This is a genomic window from Pseudomonas sp. LAIL14HWK12:I10 (assembly GCF_900184205.1).
Taxonomy (GTDB): Bacteria; Pseudomonadota; Gammaproteobacteria; order Pseudomonadales; family Pseudomonadaceae; genus Aquipseudomonas; species Aquipseudomonas kermanshahensis.
Map to the genome: position 1 here is coordinate 194,655 of NZ_FXWU01000006.1, position 19,857 is coordinate 214,511.

At 61.4% G+C, this 19,857-nt stretch carries 19 protein-coding genes; 12 read left to right on the plus strand and 7 right to left on the minus strand.

All coding sequences use genetic code 11. The features are described 5' to 3' along the window. The first annotated feature begins 79 nt into the window (after positions 1-79). Complete coding sequence (locus QOS90_RS15485; protein ID WP_085273290.1) at positions 80-622, plus strand: WYL domain-containing transcriptional regulator; 543 nt, start codon at positions 80-82, stop codon at positions 620-622. Positions 623-837: 215 nt separating this feature from the next. Continuing rightward, positions 838-1,326 carry an REP-associated tyrosine transposase gene (locus tag QOS90_RS15490; protein ID WP_085273289.1) on the plus strand — a complete coding sequence of 163 codons (489 nt, stop codon included), beginning with the start codon at positions 838-840 and terminating at the stop codon, positions 1,324-1,326. A gap of 108 nt (positions 1,327-1,434) precedes the next feature. Here QOS90_RS15490 and QOS90_RS15495 read toward each other — a convergent pair whose 3' ends face one another. Both QOS90_RS15495 and QOS90_RS15500 read right to left on the minus strand, forming a co-directional pair. Then, positions 1,435-2,169, minus strand: coding sequence for a hypothetical protein (locus QOS90_RS15495; RefSeq protein WP_085273288.1), 735 nt, complete (start codon positions 2,167-2,169; stop codon positions 1,435-1,437). 172 nt (positions 2,170-2,341) lie between these two features. Next, positions 2,342-4,768, minus strand: a complete 2,427-nt coding sequence (locus tag QOS90_RS15500) for a TonB-dependent receptor (RefSeq protein WP_085273287.1) — start codon at positions 4,766-4,768, stop codon at positions 2,342-2,344. Positions 4,769-4,945: 177 nt separating this feature from the next. Between QOS90_RS15500 and QOS90_RS15505 the strand changes: the two genes are divergently transcribed. After that, positions 4,946-5,569: a glutathione S-transferase family protein gene (locus QOS90_RS15505; RefSeq protein WP_027593800.1), complete on the plus strand. Its 624-nt coding sequence runs from the start codon at positions 4,946-4,948 to the stop codon at positions 5,567-5,569. Positions 5,570-5,601: 32 nt separating this feature from the next. Here QOS90_RS15505 and QOS90_RS15510 read toward each other — a convergent pair whose 3' ends face one another. Both QOS90_RS15510 and QOS90_RS15515 read right to left on the minus strand, forming a co-directional pair. Beyond that, a complete protein-coding gene (locus QOS90_RS15510) occupies positions 5,602-6,366 on the minus strand; it encodes a hypothetical protein (RefSeq protein WP_085273286.1) in 765 nt (254 codons plus the stop codon). Positions 6,367-6,487: 121 nt separating this feature from the next. Then, positions 6,488-7,372, minus strand: coding sequence for a LysR family transcriptional regulator (locus QOS90_RS15515; RefSeq protein ID WP_027593802.1), 885 nt, complete (start codon positions 7,370-7,372; stop codon positions 6,488-6,490). A 146-nt stretch (positions 7,373-7,518) separates the two neighbouring features. On the opposite strand from QOS90_RS15515, the gene QOS90_RS15520 reads away from it, so the two are divergent. Further along, a complete protein-coding gene (locus QOS90_RS15520) occupies positions 7,519-8,538 on the plus strand; it encodes an alpha/beta hydrolase (RefSeq protein ID WP_085273285.1) in 1,020 nt (339 codons plus the stop codon). 40 nt (positions 8,539-8,578) lie between these two features. On the opposite strand, the gene QOS90_RS15525 is transcribed toward QOS90_RS15520, so the two are convergent. After that, positions 8,579-8,977, minus strand: a complete 399-nt coding sequence (locus QOS90_RS15525; RefSeq protein WP_143491068.1) for a hypothetical protein — start codon at positions 8,975-8,977, stop codon at positions 8,579-8,581. Then, the gene (locus tag QOS90_RS15530; protein ID WP_085273284.1) at positions 8,970-10,367 is read right to left on the minus strand and encodes a PAAR domain-containing protein; all 1,398 of its coding nucleotides are present in this window, start codon (positions 10,365-10,367) and stop codon (positions 8,970-8,972) included. The genes QOS90_RS15525 and QOS90_RS15530 overlap by 8 nt, the downstream gene beginning before the upstream one ends. Positions 10,368-10,613: 246 nt before the next feature. Here QOS90_RS15530 and QOS90_RS15535 point away from each other — a divergent pair, with 246 nt between their 5' ends. Then, positions 10,614-11,336 (plus strand): pirin family protein, encoded by a 723-nt coding sequence (locus QOS90_RS15535; protein ID WP_085273283.1) that lies wholly within the window; start codon positions 10,614-10,616, stop codon positions 11,334-11,336. 22 nt (positions 11,337-11,358) lie between these two features. Here the strand turns inward: QOS90_RS15535 and QOS90_RS15540 are convergent, their stop codons facing one another. Continuing rightward, positions 11,359-11,652, minus strand: a complete 294-nt coding sequence (locus QOS90_RS15540; protein ID WP_027593807.1) for a DUF1330 domain-containing protein — start codon at positions 11,650-11,652, stop codon at positions 11,359-11,361. Between the two features lie 78 nt (positions 11,653-11,730). Between QOS90_RS15540 and ribBA the strand changes: the two genes are divergently transcribed. The 7 genes from ribBA to QOS90_RS15575 all read left to right on the plus strand — a co-directional run bounded on the left by ribBA (position 11,731) and on the right by QOS90_RS15575 (position 19,830). Then, positions 11,731-12,852: a bifunctional 3,4-dihydroxy-2-butanone-4-phosphate synthase/GTP cyclohydrolase II gene (gene ribBA, locus QOS90_RS15545; protein ID WP_085273282.1), complete on the plus strand. Its 1,122-nt coding sequence runs from the start codon at positions 11,731-11,733 to the stop codon at positions 12,850-12,852. 348 nt (positions 12,853-13,200) lie between these two features. After that, on the plus strand, positions 13,201-14,226 hold the full coding sequence (locus QOS90_RS15550) for a polyamine ABC transporter substrate-binding protein (RefSeq protein WP_027593809.1): 1,026 nt from the start codon (positions 13,201-13,203) through the stop codon (positions 14,224-14,226). Continuing rightward, positions 14,223-15,140 (plus strand): ABC transporter permease, encoded by a 918-nt coding sequence (locus QOS90_RS15555; RefSeq protein ID WP_033694105.1) that lies wholly within the window; start codon positions 14,223-14,225, stop codon positions 15,138-15,140. The genes QOS90_RS15550 and QOS90_RS15555 overlap by 4 nt, the downstream gene beginning before the upstream one ends. A 6-nt stretch (positions 15,141-15,146) precedes the next feature. Next, positions 15,147-15,956: an ABC transporter permease gene (locus QOS90_RS15560; RefSeq protein WP_027593811.1), complete on the plus strand. Its 810-nt coding sequence runs from the start codon at positions 15,147-15,149 to the stop codon at positions 15,954-15,956. 19 nt (positions 15,957-15,975) lie between these two features. Beyond that, positions 15,976-17,124: an ABC transporter ATP-binding protein gene (locus tag QOS90_RS15565; RefSeq protein ID WP_027593812.1), complete on the plus strand. Its 1,149-nt coding sequence runs from the start codon at positions 15,976-15,978 to the stop codon at positions 17,122-17,124. A 161-nt stretch (positions 17,125-17,285) separates the two neighbouring features. Beyond that, positions 17,286-18,593, plus strand: a complete 1,308-nt coding sequence (locus tag QOS90_RS15570; protein WP_027593813.1) for a substrate-binding domain-containing protein — start codon at positions 17,286-17,288, stop codon at positions 18,591-18,593. A gap of 169 nt (positions 18,594-18,762) precedes the next feature. Further along, positions 18,763-19,830 (plus strand): TerC family protein, encoded by a 1,068-nt coding sequence (locus QOS90_RS15575; RefSeq protein ID WP_033694108.1) that lies wholly within the window; start codon positions 18,763-18,765, stop codon positions 19,828-19,830. Positions 19,831-19,857: the final 27 nt, after the last annotated feature.

The window sequence follows — 19,857 nt, forward strand, 5'->3', positions numbered from 1 at the left end:
CCGGGCAGGGTATGCTTGCAGGATAGCCAAATGCCACCATCCGGGCGCTCAGTGCCTGGCATTCACGGACGAGCCTCCTTTGCCCAGCCACCCTACCCGCCACACCATCGCCCGCCAATGGCAGCTGCTCAAGCTGCTGCCGGGGCGCCACCCAGGCATGAGCTCTACGCAGTTGCAGGCAGCGCTGGCGAAGGTGGGCCACACCACCAGCAAGCGCACCGTGGAACGCGACCTGGTGGAACTGTCGGCGTTGTTTCCGCTGCACTGCAACAGTAAAGGCATGCCTTATGGCTGGTACTGGCAACCTGGGCTGAGCCTGGACGAGGCGCAGCAACTGCAACCGGATGCCCTCGCACCGGTTCGCCAGATCGGGCTACGCGCCTGGGTCGATGACGCGCTCGCACGGCGCCTGGAACAGCAGCCACTGTCCACAGACATGCAGTTGGCACCTCAGCAAGACGGCGGCGCCGCGCTGGCCGCTACCGTCGACGACAGCCGTGCACTGATGGGCTGGTTACTGTCCCAGGCAGGTTCGATACGTGTCCTAGCCCCCGCATCACTGCGCACCGCCCTGCTGGAGCAGCAGCGCCAGAGCCTGGCGCTGCACGAAGAATGCAGCTAAGCACGAGCGTGTAGGAGCAGCCTTGCGCTGCGAAGAGGCCAACGACAACACCGGGAATCTTCGGTGGTGCTACGGGCCTCTTCGCAGCGCAAGGCTGCTCCTACACCACCCCTGTTCAGTATGGGGTTGTGATATTCGGTAACGATCTGTCGAGTGCTGGATTGCTGCGTCTCCTATTGTTTTAACGACAAGGATCGTTAAACGAGGAACACACCATGGAGTGGGCCGAAGCAAAGCTACTACGGCGGGGACGGTTCTCGGAACCCGGCAGGCTATACCTGCTCACCACCGTCACTCACCAGCGCAAGCCGCTGTTTGCAAGCCTGCTTGCTGCGCGTTTGGTTATTGGGCAAATGCGCCATTCGGAACGAGAAGACGCCTGCCAGTCACTTGCCTGGGTGGTGATGCCTGATCACTTACATTGGCTGATAGAACTTCACACCAATACGCTGTGCAGCCTGATGCGGCAGTTCAAGTCGCGTTCTGGCACTGCATTGTGCAAAGCCGGGGTAAGTCGTGGCCAAGTCTGGCAACGTGGTTATCACGACCGTGCCTTACGCAAGGACGATGACGTGCGCAAGACAGCCAGATACATTGTTGCCAACCCATTGCGTGCGGGTTTGGTTGAACACATAGGTGACTATCCCCACTGGGACGCAGTGTGGCTCACTGCGGACGTGACCGACCCACTTAACTCACTGTAGGAGCAGCCTTGTGCTGCGAAGAGGCCCGCGACAACACCGGGAATCTTCGCTGGTGCTACGGGCCTCTTCGCAGCACAAGGCTGCTCCTACAGTGACCGATTGACAGGTTCAGGAAGGCAACACCGACTCACGTCGGCGTGACAGGCAGGCGTACGCCAACCCCAGCACGCTGAACCCCAATATCCCCAATAACACCATCAATTCGCGGCTGTAGCGCGCCACTTGCGCGGGGAAGCCGGTGAACTCGCGGTACACCTGCACATCGGCCACGCCGTCGGCATGACGGATGCTGACGCCGCCCTGGCGGATCTGCGAGTAGTCGGCATCGAAGTACACCCACACCTTGCACACCCCACCCGGTTCGATGGAGGGTATTTCGACCAAGGGCGTGGCTGCTTCGATAATGGTGTCGTTGCCAGCCGCATCGCGCACTTGCACCAGGCCCTTGGCAGGCAGGCGAATCTTCACCAGGCGAACCGGCGCATTACCGGTGTTGCGCAGGTCGATGAGCAGACCGGTGCGGTGGTCGACCAGCCCCGCCTCGAACGGTTTGGCGAACAACTGGGCGTAAGGCGCCTGGGCCAGTTCGATCAACCTGTCGACCTGATCCTGATGCAACTGCCCTTCGCTGATGGTGTTGATACGGCCCTGCAATTGCTCGTACTTGAGTTGCTCGCTGGCCTTGGTGATGCGTTCGCTGAATTGGCTCGGGTAAGTGAGGTAGGCGTAGGTCAGGGAGGCCTCCAGGCGAGGGCTGCCTTTGATCACCACATAGGCCACTACCATGACCATCAGGCCAATCAGCAGGGCTACGAGGACTTTGCCGACTTTGTCCCAGCTCAACGCAAACTTCCTTCTGTCGTGATACTGACGGTTCAAGGCGCCCAAGGGTGCCAATTTCGTGGCACCCAGGCAAGCGTTCAACGCCCTGGGAGCCGAAAGCGACCACACCGGTACCCTGATAGCAGAGCATAGCCACCCTCAGCATCGACAGGTTGAAGTTCTGACCCTGGGCTCAGAAGCCCAGCGTCGCCGACAGCAGGTAGGTCCTAGGGGTAGACAGCGTCAGCCCTGGCTCACTGTCGTCCGAAGCCCCTGCCGACGCCCAGTAGCGGTCGTCCAACACGTTCTCGACACTGGCCCGCAGCGTGACCTGGGTAGCGTCAACCTTGAAGGCATAGCGGGCGCCCAAGTCGAAACGCTCCCAGCCGTCGATCTGCTTGCTGTTGTTCTGGTCCAGGTACTGCGAACTCGAGTGAATACCCCGCGCGGTCAAGGTCAGCCCGTTTACCTTCGGCACATCCCATTCAGCCCCCACATTGACGTTGTACTCGGGCGTTGCCGGTGCGCGGTTGCCGTCGAAGGCGCCGCCGACGGTATCGGTCAGTTCGCTGTCGATGTACATCACCCCGCCCAGCAGGCGGACGCCCTCCAGCGGCTCGCCAAACACACTGAGCTCCACACCTCGGTTGTCGCGCTTGCCATTGGGCCCGAACACCCGCGTGGTGGCATTGGTTTCGTAGGCGGGCTGGCGTATGCGAAACACGCTGGCGGTGAAGCCGACCTTACCCAAGTCATACTTCGCCCCGACTTCCACCTGCCGGCTGGTGAAGGGCGGGAAGATCTGGTCTTCGTTGACCGACGTCGACGGCGCGATCTTGCCTTGGCTCAAGCCTTCCATGTAGTTGGCGTACAGCGACAGCTGCTCGCTGACCTTCAGCAGAACGCCCGCCGATGGCGAAACCTTTTCTTCATCGTAGGCCGTGTCGCCTTTGACGCCGTCGCTCCAGTCATCGACCTGCACCCGCTGCCAGCGGGCGCCCAAGGTCAGCAGCAGGCGGTCATCGAAAAAGCCAAGGGTATCGGCCAGGGCGACGCCGCTGAACCGGTTCTCGGTGTAAACCTTGGGGTCGAGCCGGGTCGGGGTGCCGGGTGTCGGCGTGGCCACCGGGTTGTAGAGGTTGCTGGGCGCGGAGGCATAGCGCGCGCCGCCGTTGGTGAAGTCCATGTAGAAGTACGTGGCGGCCAGGTTCACTTCGTGGCTGACCGGCCCGGTATGGAACCAGTTGCGCACACCGGCCGTGGCGGTACGCACGCTTTCATCGCGGGTGAAATCGCGCGGCTGAACAGTAAAGTCCCCGGCATCGTTGATGATCGAAACGTTGTGGCGCAAGAAGTCATGGTTGCTCTTGCGCGCACCGACTGCGCCATAAGCCATCAGCGAGTCGCTGATGTCGTACTCGGCATTGACGGCACCGAAGGTGTCATTAGTGCGCGCCTTGCTCCAGGCCTGTGCGTAGTTGTGGTGTACGTCATTGGCGCTCGGCACCTTGGCATTGGCACCAATCAGCACACGCTCCTGGGGGGCATCGGTATCACGCTCGGTGTGGCCGATGTCGGTCGATAAGCGCAGCCGCTCGCCGCGAAAATCCAGGCCCAGCACCGCCATGTCCCGCTCGACACGCTGGTGATCCCACTCGGTGTCGCCGGCCTGCTTGACGCCGTTGAAGCGGATACCAAACTGCCCACCCTCGCCAAAGCGGCGGCCGACATCCACCGCACCGCCGGCCTGGCTGCCCGAGGCAAAACTGCCGGTGAACTCAGTAATGGGCGTATCGCCTGCCCGCTTTGGCACCACATTGATACCGCCGCCCACGCTGCCACGCGGCGAAATACCATTGAGCAACTGGCTCGGCCCCTTGATGATGTCGACCCGGTCGGCCATCTCCATGTCGATCGAGTAGGTCGGCAAGATGCCGAACAGGCCATTGTAGGATACATCGCTGTTGAACAAGCTGAACCCGCGGATGGTGAACTGCTCGAAGCGCCCACCTGCCGGGTTGGTCGCACGCACCGAGGGGTCGCTGGCGATCAGGTCACCCAGGGTACGTGCCTGCTGGTTCTTCACCAGGTCGCTGGTGTAGGTGGTCATGCTGAACGGGGTGTCCATGAAGTCGCGCGAGCCAAGCAGGCCTTGCGACCCTTGGCGGGCGACCTGGCCACCGGCATAAGGTGGCGCGTCGCTGCCACCCACATGGCCACCGACAATGCTGGTCGGGGCGATCTCCAGCGCATCCGACGCTTGCGCCACAGGCACCAGGGTAAACGCCCCGTTACCCACTGGTTGCAGCTGCAGGCCGCTGCCTTGAAGCAGCTGCATGAAGCCCTCGTCAACGCTGTAACTGCCTGACAACCCCCTGCTTTGCCGGCCAGTGACCAGCGCCGGGTCGAGTGAAAGGCTGACCCCGGCGAGGTGGGCGAAACGGGTCAGTGCGGCGCCCAAGGTGCCGGCGGGCACGGTGTAGGTACGCCGCGCGAGGTCGTCGGCCCAGGCTGACGAAGACAACAGGTTGGCACTCAGGCTGATGGCAAAACCCAGGTACATCAACGGACGCGAACGAAGTGACGCCGCACGCGGGCGGCAAGGCAATACGGCAGGCATTGAAACAGGCTCCCTTTATTCTCTACTACCGCTAATGACAGGCGGCCTGAAAAAAAGGGACAGCCTTGCAGCATTATTTTTAACGAACGAAAAACCCTGCCCACCGTCCACGGTTAATCCTTGACCGAGGTCATGCCGTGAAGGACGATCAGCCTTCCACAAGCAAGGACGAATACCATGTTACGGATATTGGGCAGAGCGTCTTCGATCAACGTGCGTAAAGTCCTCTGGGCCTGTGCCGAGTTTGATATTCCCTTCGAACGGGAAGACTGGGGCGCGGGCTTCACCGCCACCGACACCCCCGAATTCTTGGCACTTAACCCCAACGCCATGATCCCGGTCATCCAGGATGGCGACTTCACCCTGTGGGAATCCAACACCATCATCCGTTACCTGGCGACGCGCTATGGCCACGCCTCGGTGTACCCGACCGAGGCAAAAGCACGGGCAGGTATCGATCAATGGATCGACTGGCAGGCTTCGGACCTCAACAGGTCCTGGAGCTACACCTTCATGTCGCTGGTCAGGCATTCACCCGCCCATCAGGACCCGCAGGCGCTGGCCGCCGGCCGTGCCGAATGGTCTCGCTACATGCAGATCCTCGACCGCCAGCTCGCCGCAACCGGTGCGTATGTGGCCGGCGACATGTTCACCCTGGCTGACATCCCCATCGGCCTTTCGGTCAACCGGTGGTTCGAGACGCCTTTCGAGCATCCTCATTTGCCAGCCGTCAGGGCGTATTACGAACGCTTGAGCAAGCGCCGGGCGTTTTGCCTGCATGGCAGGAACGGCACCCCCTGAGCGCTTGATGCACAGGAGCCTTGCAGCGCGCGCTAGCGTGACTGCAAGAGCTTCGCCAAGACGAACGTCACAACCACGGCCAGCAACACCGCAAGCGAAATCGACAGGACTGCGCCCCACTGCAACAGCGTACTTTGCAGGGCCAGGTAGAAGCCCACCACGCCCACCGCGCCAATGGCATTGCCACGCACGATCGCGCCCAACTCATGGCGCCCGCCCTGGACGTGGGCAAATACTGCAAGCGGCCAGGCGATTACCGGGACCGGCGCCAGCATCCCACTGACCACCGGCCCGAGCATCGTTGCACTGGCCGTGATCACCAACAGCAACAAGGTGGCGGTCATCATGCGCATCGGGATGACCCAGCGCGGCATCGGCACGTAACGCGCTGAACAGGCCTGGGCCGGTTGCGAGGTAGCGACGACGATGGCGACGACCAGTAACAGCGTGGCAACGACAGACAGCGCCACCCAGCCCAGGTGGCTGGTCGCCAAGGCGGCCACAGCAAAGAACAGCAGCGCTACGATGCAGCCGACAAACACACTGACGCGCTGGGTCACCCAGTAGTAGAACAAACAGGTCGCTTGCACGGCGGCCACCCCCGCCAATGCCCCAGGTACGGCCTGCGACGCGAACACCTCACCCTGTTCAAGGCTGAGAAACAGCATCACCAGCGCCGAGGTGACAGGCAGCCCCGAGAGCAGCCCGCCAATTTGCGTACCCCAACGTTTGCCCGCCAGCGAGATGGCCAGCATGAGGGTGGGTGTCATGAGTAGTTTGAGGTAGAAGGCAGTCATGCAGAGGTTCGGGTCAGAAGGGAGGGATCAAGCCTTGCGCAGTCGCGCGCGGGTTGCTTGGCAGAGCCTCATGCTAGCCGAATTGCACTTCTGCCCACCAGCGGCGAACGCGCCGGCCCCGTCACAACTGCGCCAGCCGCTCCCGCAAGAACCCGACAAAGGTTTGCACCGCCCGCGCCACCTGGCGATGCTGCGGATATACCGCCGACAACTGCAACGCCGGCGGCGTCCAGTCTTCCAGTAACGTCACCAAACGGCCATCCGTCAGTGCCTGGCCAACGATGAACGTGGGCAGGTACGTCACGCCCATCCCCGCTATCGCCGCATCCCTAAGCATTTCGCCATTGTTGGCGCGCATCCGCCCCGCCACCGCAATCGCCTGCGTCTTGCCGCCCTGTTTGAACTGCCACTGCACCTGCCGTGAATGCCCATAAGGCAGGCAGTCATGCCCGGCCAACTGCTCGGGGAATGCGGGCACCCCATGCGCCTCAAGATAGGCCGGGCTTGCGCAGTACACCCGTTCAACACCGGCAATACGCCGCGCGATGAGGCTGGAGTCCTCCAGCGCGCCAATGCGCAAGGCCAGGTCATAGCCTTCGCCGATCAGGTCCACGGCCCGGTCGCTGAGGTCCACTTCTACATCCACCTGCGGGTGCAACTGCAGAAATTCGGTCAGCAGGCACCCCAGGTGGGCCATGGCGAACGACAGCGGCGCACTCAGGCGCAAGGTGCCGCGCAAGGCCTGGGCCTGGCCGCTGATGTCGTGCTCCACCTGCTGCACTTCGCCCAGCAAGCGCAACGCCGACTGGTAATAGTGCTGCCCCAGCGGAGTGGCGTCCAGGCGCCGTGTCGAGCGGTTGAGCAGGCGCACGCCCAGGCGTTCTTCAAGTTGCATCAGGCGCCGGCTGACCGATTGCTTGGACATGCCCAGACGGTCCGCCGCAGCGGTGAAACTACCGGCTTCCATGACCTGGGCGAAGATCCGCATGTCTTCGTAAGGGTTCATTGTCTCGCTCCTGGTGACAGTCAAACGCTTTATAGCCGCTTTTTCCCACGAAGGCATCTCCTTAATCTACTCGCAAGTCACAGCGATGGCCTTTAAGGCCAGGCAATGCGCCCCTCTCAAACACTTGCATAGAAAAGGATTCGCACATGAACACTGTCCACAAGGTACTCACCACCAGCCTCCTTGCCCTCTCCGTTTCCACTGCGTTCGCAGCAGGCAGCCCAGGCGTTGAGCAGCACACCCAAGCCTTCCTCGAAGCCCTGGAAAAGGGTGGTGGCAAGCCCCTGGAACAGCTCGCGCCGAAGGACGCCCGTGCAGTGCTGACCGGTGCTCAATCGTCGGTCAAGGTTGACCTGTCCGGCATCGAAGTCAAAGCACACACGATCCAGGCCAACGGCGAGGCGATCACGCTGCAAGTTGTCCGCCCGGCCAATGTGAAGGGTGAGTTGCCGGTGTTCATGTTCTTCCACGGCGGCGGCTGGGTACTGGGCGATTTCCCGACTCACCAGCGGCTGATTCGCGACCTGGTGGTCGGTTCCGGCGCGGTAGCGGTGTACGTGGACTACACGCCTTCGCCTGAAGCGCACTACCCCACTGCCATCAACCAGGCGTATGCCGCCACCCGCTGGGTGGCCGAGCATGGCAAAGCGATCGGCGTGGATGGCAAGCGCCTGGCCGTGGCCGGCAACAGCGTCGGCGGCAACATGGCCGCAGTGGTCGCGCTCAAGGCCAAGGAGGCCGGTACGCCTAAGCTGCGCTTCCAGTTGCTGCTGTGGCCGGTGACCGATGCCAGCTTCGAAACCGGCTCGTACAAGCAGTTCGCTGAAGGGCACTTCCTCACGACTGGCATGATGAAGTGGTTCTGGAATAGCTACACCACTGACGCCAAGGCACGTGAGCAAATCTACGCCTCGCCGCTGCGCGCCAGCAGCGAGCAGCTCAAAGGCCTGCCGCCAGCGCTGGTGCAGACCGCAGAGTTCGATGTGTTGCGTGATGAGGGCGAGGCCTATGCACGCAAGCTGGATGCGGCGGGAGTGACGGTGACTGCGGTGCGGTACAACGGGATGATTCATGACTATGGGTTGCTGAACCCACTGAGCCAGGTGCCTGAAGTGAAAGCGGCGATGCGCCAGGCGGCTGGGGAGCTGAAGGTGCATTTGCAATAGTGAGATAGAACAAGACCCGCGTGAGCGGGTCTTCTGGGCATCAGAATCTGCCGAGTTCAATCAAAGTACCACCGGCGACGATTCCAGTACAACCGGTAATGGAACACCAAAACGATACCTGTAAGCGCCGCTTCAAATAGACTGGGCAATTCCTAAAGTCTTCGGCATTCAACCAGCCTTGGCGAATACCCAGATTCGGCCATACAGCCGCTAAGGTGAAACGATTTACCACCATTGATCTTGTTCTGATGGAGATTGTGCTCCAGTACTTAAGATCATCGACCAACCCGTTGCTATTCTTGAATGTGCGGCAGAGCACGTTAAAGTGACGAGAACCTGCGATGTAAAAGCCCATGCCGATACCCACCATGCTAAGGGTGAAAGGCACTACTCCTAACGCAATTTTTACGCCAGTGGGCAGGTATGAAAAGTCAATCATGAAGTACCTCATAGGACCATTCCATCATCCCCTCTCCAAATGTCTCTCCGGTCTTACTGCCTAAGTAGGAACTACCTCCAATCGTCACAATGCCGCAGATAGCCTTACCGTATACACCAAATGAACAGACAGCTGCTGCGGCAATAGATCCGACCTTACCGCCCGCAACACCACCGACTAATCCACCGGTAAAGCTCCCGGTCTCAGTAAAACGAATTTTCTTGCACGCTTCGGTTTCGCCTGCTCGGCAGGCCGCTTGGACTTTCAACAAGGAAGAACCCGCCCCAAGCCCAATCGCTGCGTACCCACCATACTTCAAGTAGTTTGACATCTTCACCACCTCATCAAGGTGCGTCGCATACCCTGGAATTTGCCCCGGGACGCCAGCTTTTTTCCAATGGTGCACCAGGCTTTTCGTGGAGATCCCCAGATCACGCCGAAGCGTATCGTAGCTACCGAGATTCAATGTTTTATTCAAGAAACTTGTGCGTAACTGAGCGCCCAGATGCTGGTAAAGCTCTTTGCGTTTCGCAAAAAAATCCGCACTTTTCAAATGGCCATGCAAAGCAAACTGCTGCTGATGCAAAACCTCAATCCCTTTCAGCGTATCTTTGACCTGCCCCAAGCCACGCTCAAGCATGTCCTTGCCCACCCCCATCGACAGACTCGCCCCACTGAGTACTCCAGCGATCTCGCCGATATGGCTCATCATGAAGTTGGCTTCCTCATCGGAAAGAACGGCCAGCGATTCCCTCGCCTTCTCTGCCACCATCATCAGCTCTGCTTCCATGGGACTGCAGGAAACGCCGCTGCTCGTACTGCCGAGTACGAAAATCTCACCGGCTTTAAAGCCTTGTGTAAACGTGGGGTTCAAGCGCTGGAGTAATGAAACAGGTAATGGCTTGTTCGTTTCGCCCAGGCTCTTGAGCACTTGTTCGAATGACATACTGCCTTGAACAATATGAAAGCCCGGCTCCAGTACAGTGGCAGAATCGACTACCGATGTGTTGTATGACTGGGCAGGTGTTTGCCCCGATGAGGAAGTTGAAGACCGGGCGGCCGGAACGGGCGAGGAAGTGTGGCTGGAGCGGATGCCAACCCCGTTCAGGGCAGACTGTGCCAGGACCCGGTTGCTGCCGCTGGGGCAGTCGCACTGGACCAGCGCACCATCCACGACTGCAGGGCTACCTTTGATGATGAAGAAAGGGACGCCCTCGACAATGACGCCTGGCTTTTTACACTTCGGACACTCAGTCGTGACATCTCCCAGGCGTAGCGCGATCTGGTTGTTCCCTCGATAATTTGTATTGCTGGCGACACATACTGCACCTGTGGTGGTGAAATCCCCGTCAAATGCCTGTCCTTTGCCGTGTATCGATATGCGCGTCATGTACCGTTTCCTCGGTAGAAAACGGGAAGCTAACACCGGCATAGCGCGCAGAATCCTGGCCGAGAAAGAATCAGAATACTCCTACGACATTCACGGCAAACTCGTAGAAAGATCCATTTATTTGTCAAATAAAAAGTGACAATGATACTTGCACATCTCTATTTTTCCTATTTTGAAGTGACAGTAAAGTGTCTCCATCAACTGCGCGGCAGCCCTCTCGGCCCCGGCATTCAAGGAGAACTCCCCATGCTCACCGTCCGTAACGCCCAAGACCGCGGCCTGGCCTTTCATGGCTGGCTGAAATCCTTTCACACCTTCTCTTTCGGCCACTACCGCAACCCCGACGAACAAGGCTTCTCGGACCTGCTGGTGATCAACGACGACCGCGTCATCGCTGGCAAGGGCTTTGGCGAGCACCCGCACCGGGACATGGAAATCTTTTCTTATGTGCTCGAAGGTGCGCTGGAGCACAAGGACACCTTGGGCACCGGCTCGGTGATCCGCCCTGGCGACGTGCAACTGATGAGTGCCGGGCACGGTGTGGCTCACAGCGAGTTCAACCACAGCCAGGCGCAGCCAGTGCACTTCCTGCAGATCTGGATCGTGCCTAACGTCCAGGGCGCAACGCCGCGTTACCAGCAGCAGCACTTCAGTGCCGAGGAAAAACGCGGCAAATTGCGGCTGATCATCTCCCCGGATGGTGCCGAAGGTTCATTGCAGGTGCGCCAGAACGCGCGGGTGTACGCCGGGTTGTTCGACGGTGCAGAACGGGCGAGCCTGAACTTGCCGCAGGATCGGCACGGCTACGTGCATGTGGCGCGCGGCAGCATCGAGCTCAATGGGCAGGTGCTGAATGAGGGCGATGGCGTTCGGGTGCGCCAGGAGCAGCTGCTGCAACTTGGCAATGGCCAGGATGCAGAGGTCCTGGTGTTCGACTTGCGCCCCCATGAGTTGCCAGGCATGCCGTAAAACGATGCCGGCCCTGATCACCTCAGGGCTCGAACCCTTCGACGATGATCACTTCAGCCTTCGCCACACCTTGGCGGTGGCTGCAGGCCTCCTGATAAAGCGCCGACTGATAACAGGCCACCGCCTGCTCGTATGAGTCGAACTCGATCACCACGCTGCGCTGCGGCGTCGGTCGCCCTTCCATCGCCTCGCTACGCCCGCCCCGCGCCAGAAACCGCCCACCGAATGCGGCGAAGGCAGCGGGCGCGCGCTGGGTGTATTGCTGGTATTGCTCGGGGTCGGTCACATCCACGTGGGCGATCCAATACGCTTTCATCCGCTGCTCTCCTGTTGCAAAAGTATTTGTGTATGATGGTATACCATAAAAATCACCCCACCACAGCGAGCGTGCAGCATGGCTTTCAACAGCATCGAAGAACTTCTCGAGGACTACCGGCAAGGCAAGATGGTCCTGCTGGTGGACGATGAGGACCGGGAAAACGAAGGCGACCTGCTGATCGCCGCCGAACGCTGTGACGCCCAGGCCATCAACTTCATGGCCCGCGAAGCGCGTGGCCTGATCTGCCTGACGCTGACCGACGATCATTGCCAGCGCCTGGGCCTGGAGCAGATGGTACCGGCCAACGGCAGCGTGTTCAGCACCGCCTTCACCGTGTCGATCGAGGCCGCCACTGGCGTCACTACCGGTATTTCCGCTGCCGATCGTGCGCGCACCGTGGCAGCGGCCATGGCGCCGAACGCGCGCCCGGAAGACCTGGTGCAGCCTGGGCATATCTTCCCCCTGCGCGCCCGCGAAGGCGGCGTGCTGACCCGCGCCGGCCACACCGAAGCGGGCTGCGATTTGGCGCGCCTGGCCGGTTTCACAGCCGCCTCGGTGATCGTCGAAGTGCTCAATGACGACGGCACCATGGCGCGCCGCCCGGACCTGGAAGTGTTCGCCGCCAGGCACGGCATCAAGATCGGCACCATTGCCGATTTGATCCACTACCGCCTGAGCACCGAGCAGACCATCAAGCGCATCGGCGAGCGCGAATTGCCCACCGTGCACGGCACCTTCCGCCTGGTCACCTACGAAGACCGCATCGAAGGTGGCGTGCACATGGCCATGGTCATGGGCGACATCCGCCGCGAGCAACCGACGCTGGTGCGCGTGCATGTGATCGACCCGCTGCGCGACCTGGTCGGCGCCGAATACGCCGGCCCGGCCAACTGGACACTGTGGGCGGCGCTGCAGAAGGTCGCCGAAGAAGGCACCGGCGTGGTGGTGATCCTGGCCAACCATGAATCTTCGCAGGCGTTGCTCGAACGCGTTCCGCAGCTGACCCAGCCGGTGCGGCCTTACCAGCGCGGGCAGTCGAAGGTGTATTCGGAAGTCGGCACCGGTGCACAGATTTTGCAGGACCTGGGCGTAGGCAAGCTGCGCCACCTTGGGCCGCCGCTCAAGTATGCGGGGTTGGCAGGGTATGAGCTGGAGGTGGTGCAGAGCATTCCGTTCGAGCCAGTGTTGGCTAGCTGACACCGCTGCCATAGCGCCCACGCCGTGTAGGAGCAGCCTTGTGCTGCGAAGAGGCCGGTACTTACCCAGAGAAGGGTCCTGTTTGCACCGGCCTCTTCGCAGCACAAGGCTGCGCCTACAGCACGTGGAGGCGATGGTTGGAAAGGTTGGAGTGATGGCCGGTCGCCTCCGCCTCTTGCCAAAAGTTTGGAATACCATAATATGATATCCCGTAGACCTTGAATGTGCAGGCCGGCACCTACACTCACAATCGGCCACCGACACTTTGTTTTAGCTGCTCCCCGAATACTGTTGGCGGGCGCACCAAAAAGCCCCGCCTCGAATAACAAAAGCAACGAGGGCGTAACCATGCTGTTGAGCAAACGTGTAACCGCAGTGCTGTCCGCCAGCCTGCTGACCCTGGCGTGTCAGGCCTCGCAGGCCGCTGACAGCCTGAACTTCGTCAGTTGGGGCGGTACCACCCAGGACGCCCAGAAAGAAGCATGGGCCGTACCCTTCTCCAAAGCGACCAACATCAAAGTCGTCCAAGACGGCCCTACCGACTACGGCAAGCTCAAGGCCATGGTCGAAAGCGGCAACGTGCAGTGGGACGTGGTCGACGTCGAAGCCGACTTCGCCCTGCGCGCCGCCAGTGAAGGCCTGCTCGAGCCGCTGGATTTCAACACCGTCAAAAAAGACCGCATCGACCCGCGCTTCGTGTCCGACCATGGCGTCGGCTCGTTCTTCTTCTCGTTCGTGCTCGGTTACAACGAAGGCAAGCTGGGTGCCAACAAGCCGGTTGACTGGACCTCGTTGTTCGACACCAAGACCTACCCCGGCAAGCGCGCCCTGTACAAATGGCCGAGCCCTGGCGTGCTGGAACTGGCGCTGCTGGCCGACGGCGTGCCCGCCGACAAGCTCTACCCGCTGGACCTGGACCGCGCTTTCAAAAAGCTCGACACCATCAAGAAAGACATCGTCTGGTGGGGTGGCGGCGCGCAGTCGCAGCAACTGCTGGCCTCTGGTGAAGCCTCGCTCGGCCAGTTCTGGAACGGCCGCGTGTATGCCTTGCAGCAAGACGGTGCACCGGTGGGCGTGAGCTGGAAGCAGAACCTGGTCATGGCCGACTTTCTGGTCATCCCCAAGGGTGCCAAGAATAAGGACGCGGCCATGAAGTTCCTGGCCAACGCCAGCAGCCCCGAAGGCCAGGCCGAGTTCGCCAACCTGACCGCTTACGCGCCGGTCAACCTGGACAGCGTGCCCAAGCTCAAAGCCGACCTGGCACCTAATCTGCCGACCGCCTACGCCCAGGACCAGGTGACACTGGACTTTGCCTACTGGGCGAAAAACGGCCAGGCCATCGCCGCACGCTGGAATGAGTGGTTGGTCAAATGAAAGTCGCCATCAACGCCCTGCACAACGCGCAAGGTGCCCCCACGGGCGCCGGCGCTCCGGGAACGGCCCCCCGCCGTGTGAGCCTGGGCCAGCGCTGGAAAGGCAGCCGCAACCTGCTGCCTGCCCTGCTGTTCCTCGGTCTGTTCTTCTTCGCCCCGCTGATCGGCCTGTTGCTGCGCGGCGTGCTGGAGCCAGTGCCAGGCCTTGGCAACTACGAGCAGTTGTTCGCCAACTCGGCTTATGCGCGGGTGCTGTTCAACACCTTCTCGGTGGCCGGTGTGGTGACCCTGATCAGCGTGCTGCTGGGCTTCCCGCTGGCCTGGGCGATCACCCTGGTGCCTAACGGCTGGGGCCGCTGGTTGCTGAACATCGTGCTGCTGTCGATGTGGACCAGCCTGCTGGCGCGCACCTACTCGTGGCTGGTGCTGCTGCAAAGCTCGGGTGTGATCAACAAGGCGTTGATGGCCATGGGCATCATCGATACCCCGCTGGAGATGGTGCACAACCTCACCGGCGTGGTGATCGGCATGAGCTACATCATGATCCCGTTCATCGTGCTGCCGCTGCAGGCGACCATGCACGCCATCGATCCGATGGTGCTGCAAGCCGGGTCGATTTGCGGGGCCAGCCCGTGGACCAACTTCTGGAAGGTGTTCCTGCCGCTGTGCCGCTCGGGGCTGTTTTCGGGGGCGTTGATGGTGTTCGTCATGTCGCTCGGTTACTACGTCACGCCGGCCCTGCTCGGTGGTGCGCAGAACATGATGCTGCCCGAATTCATCATTCAACAGGTGCAGTCGTTCCTCAACTGGGGCCTGGCCAGCGCCGCCGCCGCACTGCTGGTGGTGATCACCCTGGTGCTCTTCTACCTGTACCTGAAGCTGCAGCCGGAATCCCCGGTCGGCAACGCGAGGTAATCCGCCATGCTCCTGTCACCCAATGCCATGGGCCGCCCGCTGCGTACGGGCCTGTACCTGACCACCGGGGTCATCGCGGCCTTCCTGCTGCTGCCGGTGGTGTTCATCGTGCTGCTGTCGTTCGGCTCTTCGCAGTGGCTGGTGTTCCCACCGCCGGGCTGGACCTTCAAGTGGTACGGCCAGTTCTTCTCCAACCCAGAGTGGATGGATGCCGCCCTGGCCAGCCTCAAGGTCGCCGTGCTGACCACTGTTGCCGCAGTGCTGCTGGGCCTACCGACGGCGTTTGCCTTGGTGCGCGGCCGCTTCCCCGGCCGTGAGATGCTCTACGGCCTGTTCACCATGCCGATGATCGTGCCGCTGGTGATCATCGCCGTCGCGGTGTATGCGCTGTTTCTCAAACTGGGCTACACCGGCACGCTGTTCGCGTTCGTGGTCAGCCACGTGATCGTCGCCCTGCCCTTCACCATTATCTCGATCATCAACTCGCTGAAGCTGTTCGACCAGTCGATCGAAGATGCCGCGGTCATCTGCGGCGCCTCGCGCCTGCAGGCGATCTTCAAGGTGACCTTCCCAGCCATTCGCCCGGGCATGATCGCCGGCGGCCTGTTCGCCTTCCTCGTCTCGTGGGATGAAGTGGTGCTCAGCGTGATGATGGCCAGCCCCGACCTGCAGACCCTGCCCGTGAAGATGTGGACCACCCTGCGCCAGGACCTGAGCCCGGTGATCGCCGTCGCCTCGACGCTGCTGATCGGCCTGTCCCTGCTTGTGATGGTCATTGCCGCCGCTTTGCGCCGGCGCACCGAAGTCAACGCCTGAGCGCCCGGAGAAAACAACAATGAGTGCAGTGATCAAAGACAACGCGCACAACAAGACCCTGGTCAGCCTGCGCGGCCTGAACAAGCACTACGGCGACTTCACCGCCGTGGACAACCTGGACCTCGAAATCCAGGACGGCGAGTTCCTCACCTTCCTCGGCTCCAGCGGTTCGGGCAAGTCCACCACCCTGTCAATGCTGGCCGGTTTCGAAACCCCCAGCAGCGGCGAGATTCTGGTCGAAGGCCAGTCGCTGGTGAACGTGCCGCCGCACAAGCGTGATATCGGCATGGTGTTCCAGCGTTATTCGCTGTTCCCGCACCTGAACGTGCGCGACAACATCGCCTTCCCCCTGGCCATCCGCAAGCTCGGCGCCGCCGAGATCAACAAGCGGGTCGATGCCATGCTCAAGCTGGTGCAGCTGGAAAAGTTCGCTCACCGCAAGCCCTCGCAAATGTCGGGCGGCCAACAGCAACGGGTGGCGATCGCCCGCGCGCTGGTTTATGAGCCCCGCATCCTGCTGATGGACGAGCCGCTCGGCGCATTGGATAAAAAGCTGCGTGAAGACCTGCAGGACGAACTGCGCCAGTTGCACCGCCGCTTAGGCATCACCATCGTCTACGTCACCCACGACCAGGAAGAGGCCATGCGCCTGTCCCAGCGCATCGCCATCTTCAGCCATGGCAAGATCGTTGGGTTGGGCAGTGGTTATGACCTTTACCAGAACCCGCCGAACGCGTTCGTCGCCTCGTTCCTGGGCAATTCCAACTTCCTGCGGATCAAGGCCAGCAGCAATGGCGCGGGCAGTTTCGAGGGCCAGCCGGTGGCCATTCGCCTGACCGCCGGGTTGGCTGCCGAGCAGCAGGCATTGATCATGGTACGCCCGGAAAAAGCCCTGGCACTGACCGCAGCCCAAGCCGCCGCGCAACCCCTGCCAGCGGGCTGGAACGAGGTGCGGGCCAAGGTCGCCGAAGTGTTGTTCCTGGGTGAAAGCCAAACGTGCCATGTAGTCACTGCCGGCGGTACCGAAATGACCGTGAAGGCGCTGTCTGCGGCAGGCATGCCGATGCAGCCAGGGGATACCGTGAACGTGCGTTGGGCCGTGGCCGATGCCTGCATCTATACCGAGTGGGCGGAGAGTGACCTGAGCAAGTCGGCAGGCGCGCACTGATTTAACAGCAACCTGTGGGAGCAACTGTCTTGTGGTGCTTGCCGGCCTCTTCGCGGGCAAGCCAGCTCCCACAGGATTAACGCCCTCCCGACTGCCTGTCATATTTCTATCACGCCACCGTCGTAATCTGCCGGGCAACTCTGTGCCATAGGTTGCCCGGCATGCCCCGCCTGCTGCTCATTCTTCTTGCCCTGCTTCCGCTGTCGGCCCTGGCCGATTTTGCGCATTTGCGCGTGCAGGGCTCCAACACCATCGGCGCGGCCTTGCTGCCGGCTTTGGTGCAAGGGCAATTGCGGGCTCAAGGTGCAACGGCGATTGAACAGGCCCCCGGCACACACACCAACGAAACCGTCATCACCGCCCGCGACGTTCGCGGGCAACCGCTGCGTATCGACATCGCCGCGCATGGTTCCAGCACCGGCTTTGCAGCGTTGGGCCGGGGCGAGGCCGACCTGGCTGCCGCCTCGCGGCCGATCAACGATACAGAAGTTCAGCAACTGCATGCCCTGGGTGACCTGCGTGCGGCCAGCGCCGAACAGGTCATCGGTCTCGATGGCGTGGCGGTGATCGTCCACCCCGACAACCCACTGCCGCAACTGACCACGCTGCAACTGGCGCAGATCTTCTCCGGGCAGATACAGCGCTGGGACCAGGTGGGCATTGCGGGTGGGAAGATTCACCTTTATGCCCGCGACGACCGTTCCGGCACCTTCGAAACCTTCAAGGCACTGGTGCTCGACCCTAATCAAGGCGAGCTGTCTGCCAATGCTCAGCGCTTTGAATCCAGCGACACGCTGGCTGAGCGCGTCACTGCCGACCGCCAGGCCATCGGTTTCAGCAGCCTGGCGGCAGTACACGGGGCCAAGGTGCTGGCCGTCGCCCAGGGCGATGCACCGGCCATGCTGCCGCAGCGCTCGCTCGTGGCCAGCGAGGACTACCCGCTGTCGCGGCGCCTGTATTTCTACCTGCCAGCCAACCCCAAGCCTCAGGCCAAGGCCCTGGCCGACTTCGCCCAGAGCCCAGCCGGCCAGGCCATCGTCGCGCAACTGGGTTTCGTTTCGCAGCAGGTCAAGGCCCAACCGGTCCCCCCTCAGGCCGACATGCCGCCACGCTACCGCACGCTGGCCCAGCAAGCCCAGCGGTTGAGCGTGAATTTTCGCTTTCAGGAGGGCAGCGCCAGCCTCGACAACAAAGCGTTGCGCGATGTGCAGCGGGTAGCCGAGTACCTGCGCCAGGCCGGCAAGTTGCAGAGCAAGGCGGTGCTGGTGGGCTTTGGTGACCCCAAGGAGACACCGGGGCGCGCGGCGCTGCTTTCGCGCTTACGGGCGTTGGCGGTTCGTCGCGAGCTGGCACGCGACGGCGTGGACGTGCTGGAAGTGACCGGCATGGGCGACGAACTGCCCGTGGCAGGAAACGACCAGGAGCAAGGCCGCTTGCGCAATCGGCGGGTAGAAGTGTGGGTGTATTAAGGCGTCACCCGCCGGGTGCCAGGCAAAGAAATGTAACAGGTCTGCATTCGGCATCCCGCGCAAACGGGACTAGGCTCAAGCCCATGTGATACCGGGCCCCTCTGACGGCTGCCAAGCCGCCATGTCGGATCACTGTTGCCTTGCAACGTCGACAATCAAGGAGGGGCTCATGACGGCTCTGCAGACATTCCTCACCACTCCGTTTCTCGGTACCAGCACGTGGTTGTGGCTGGTGTTCATGGCCATCGTCATCGGTTTGCTGGTACTCGACCTGGGCGTGCTGCACCGCCAGGACCGCGAGATCGAAATGCGCGAAAGCCTGCTGCTGTACTCAGGCTATTTCAGTGTCGGCGTGCTGTTCGGCGCCTGGGTCTGGTATGAGCTGGGCGCGCAGTCGGCGCTGGAGTTCTACACCGGGTTCTTGGTCGAGCAGTCGCTGTCGATGGACAACGTGTTCGTCATGGCGATGATCTTCGGCTTCTTCGCCATCCCCCGCCGCTATCAGCACCGCGTGCTGTTCTGGGGCATCCTGGGCGTGGTGTTCCTGCGGGCGATCATGATCGGCGTGGGTGCGACACTGGTGCAGAACTTCGAATGGGTACTGTACATCTTTGGCGCCTTCCTGCTGTTTACCGGGGTGAAGATGGCACTGTCGAAGGAGGACAGCCATCCGGACCTGGCCAACAACCCAATCTTGAAATTCGTGCGCCGGCACATGCGGGTTACCGACCAGATCCACGGCTCGCACTTCTTCGTGCGCCAGACCCCGCCAGGGCAAAGCAAGGCGCTGCGGTATGCCACCCCGCTGTTTCTGGCCCTGGTACTGATCGAACTGGCCGACCTGGTGTTCGCGGTCGACAGCGTGCCGGCGATCTTCGCCATTACCCAGGACCCGTTCATTGTCTACACCTCGAACATCTTCGCCATCCTTGGCTTGCGCTCGCTGTACTTCGCCTTGTCGGCGTTGATGCACCGGTTTATCTACCTCAAGTACGCGCTGGCGTTAGTGTTGATCTTCATTGGTTGCAAGATCTTCTACCACGGGATGGTCGGCAAGGTACCGGCGTTGCTGTCGCTGGGGGTGACGTTTGGGTTGTTGCTGGGTGGGGTGGTGGTGTCGTTGGTCAAGACGCGGGGGGATAAGGTGGCAACAGAGGGGGATCGGTTGGAGCGAGCTTCTGCTGAACAAAAGACTGCGGTCAAGGCTGCTGACACGAAGCAGAACTCTGTCAGTTGACGAGCCTCTTCGCGGCAGAACGCCGCG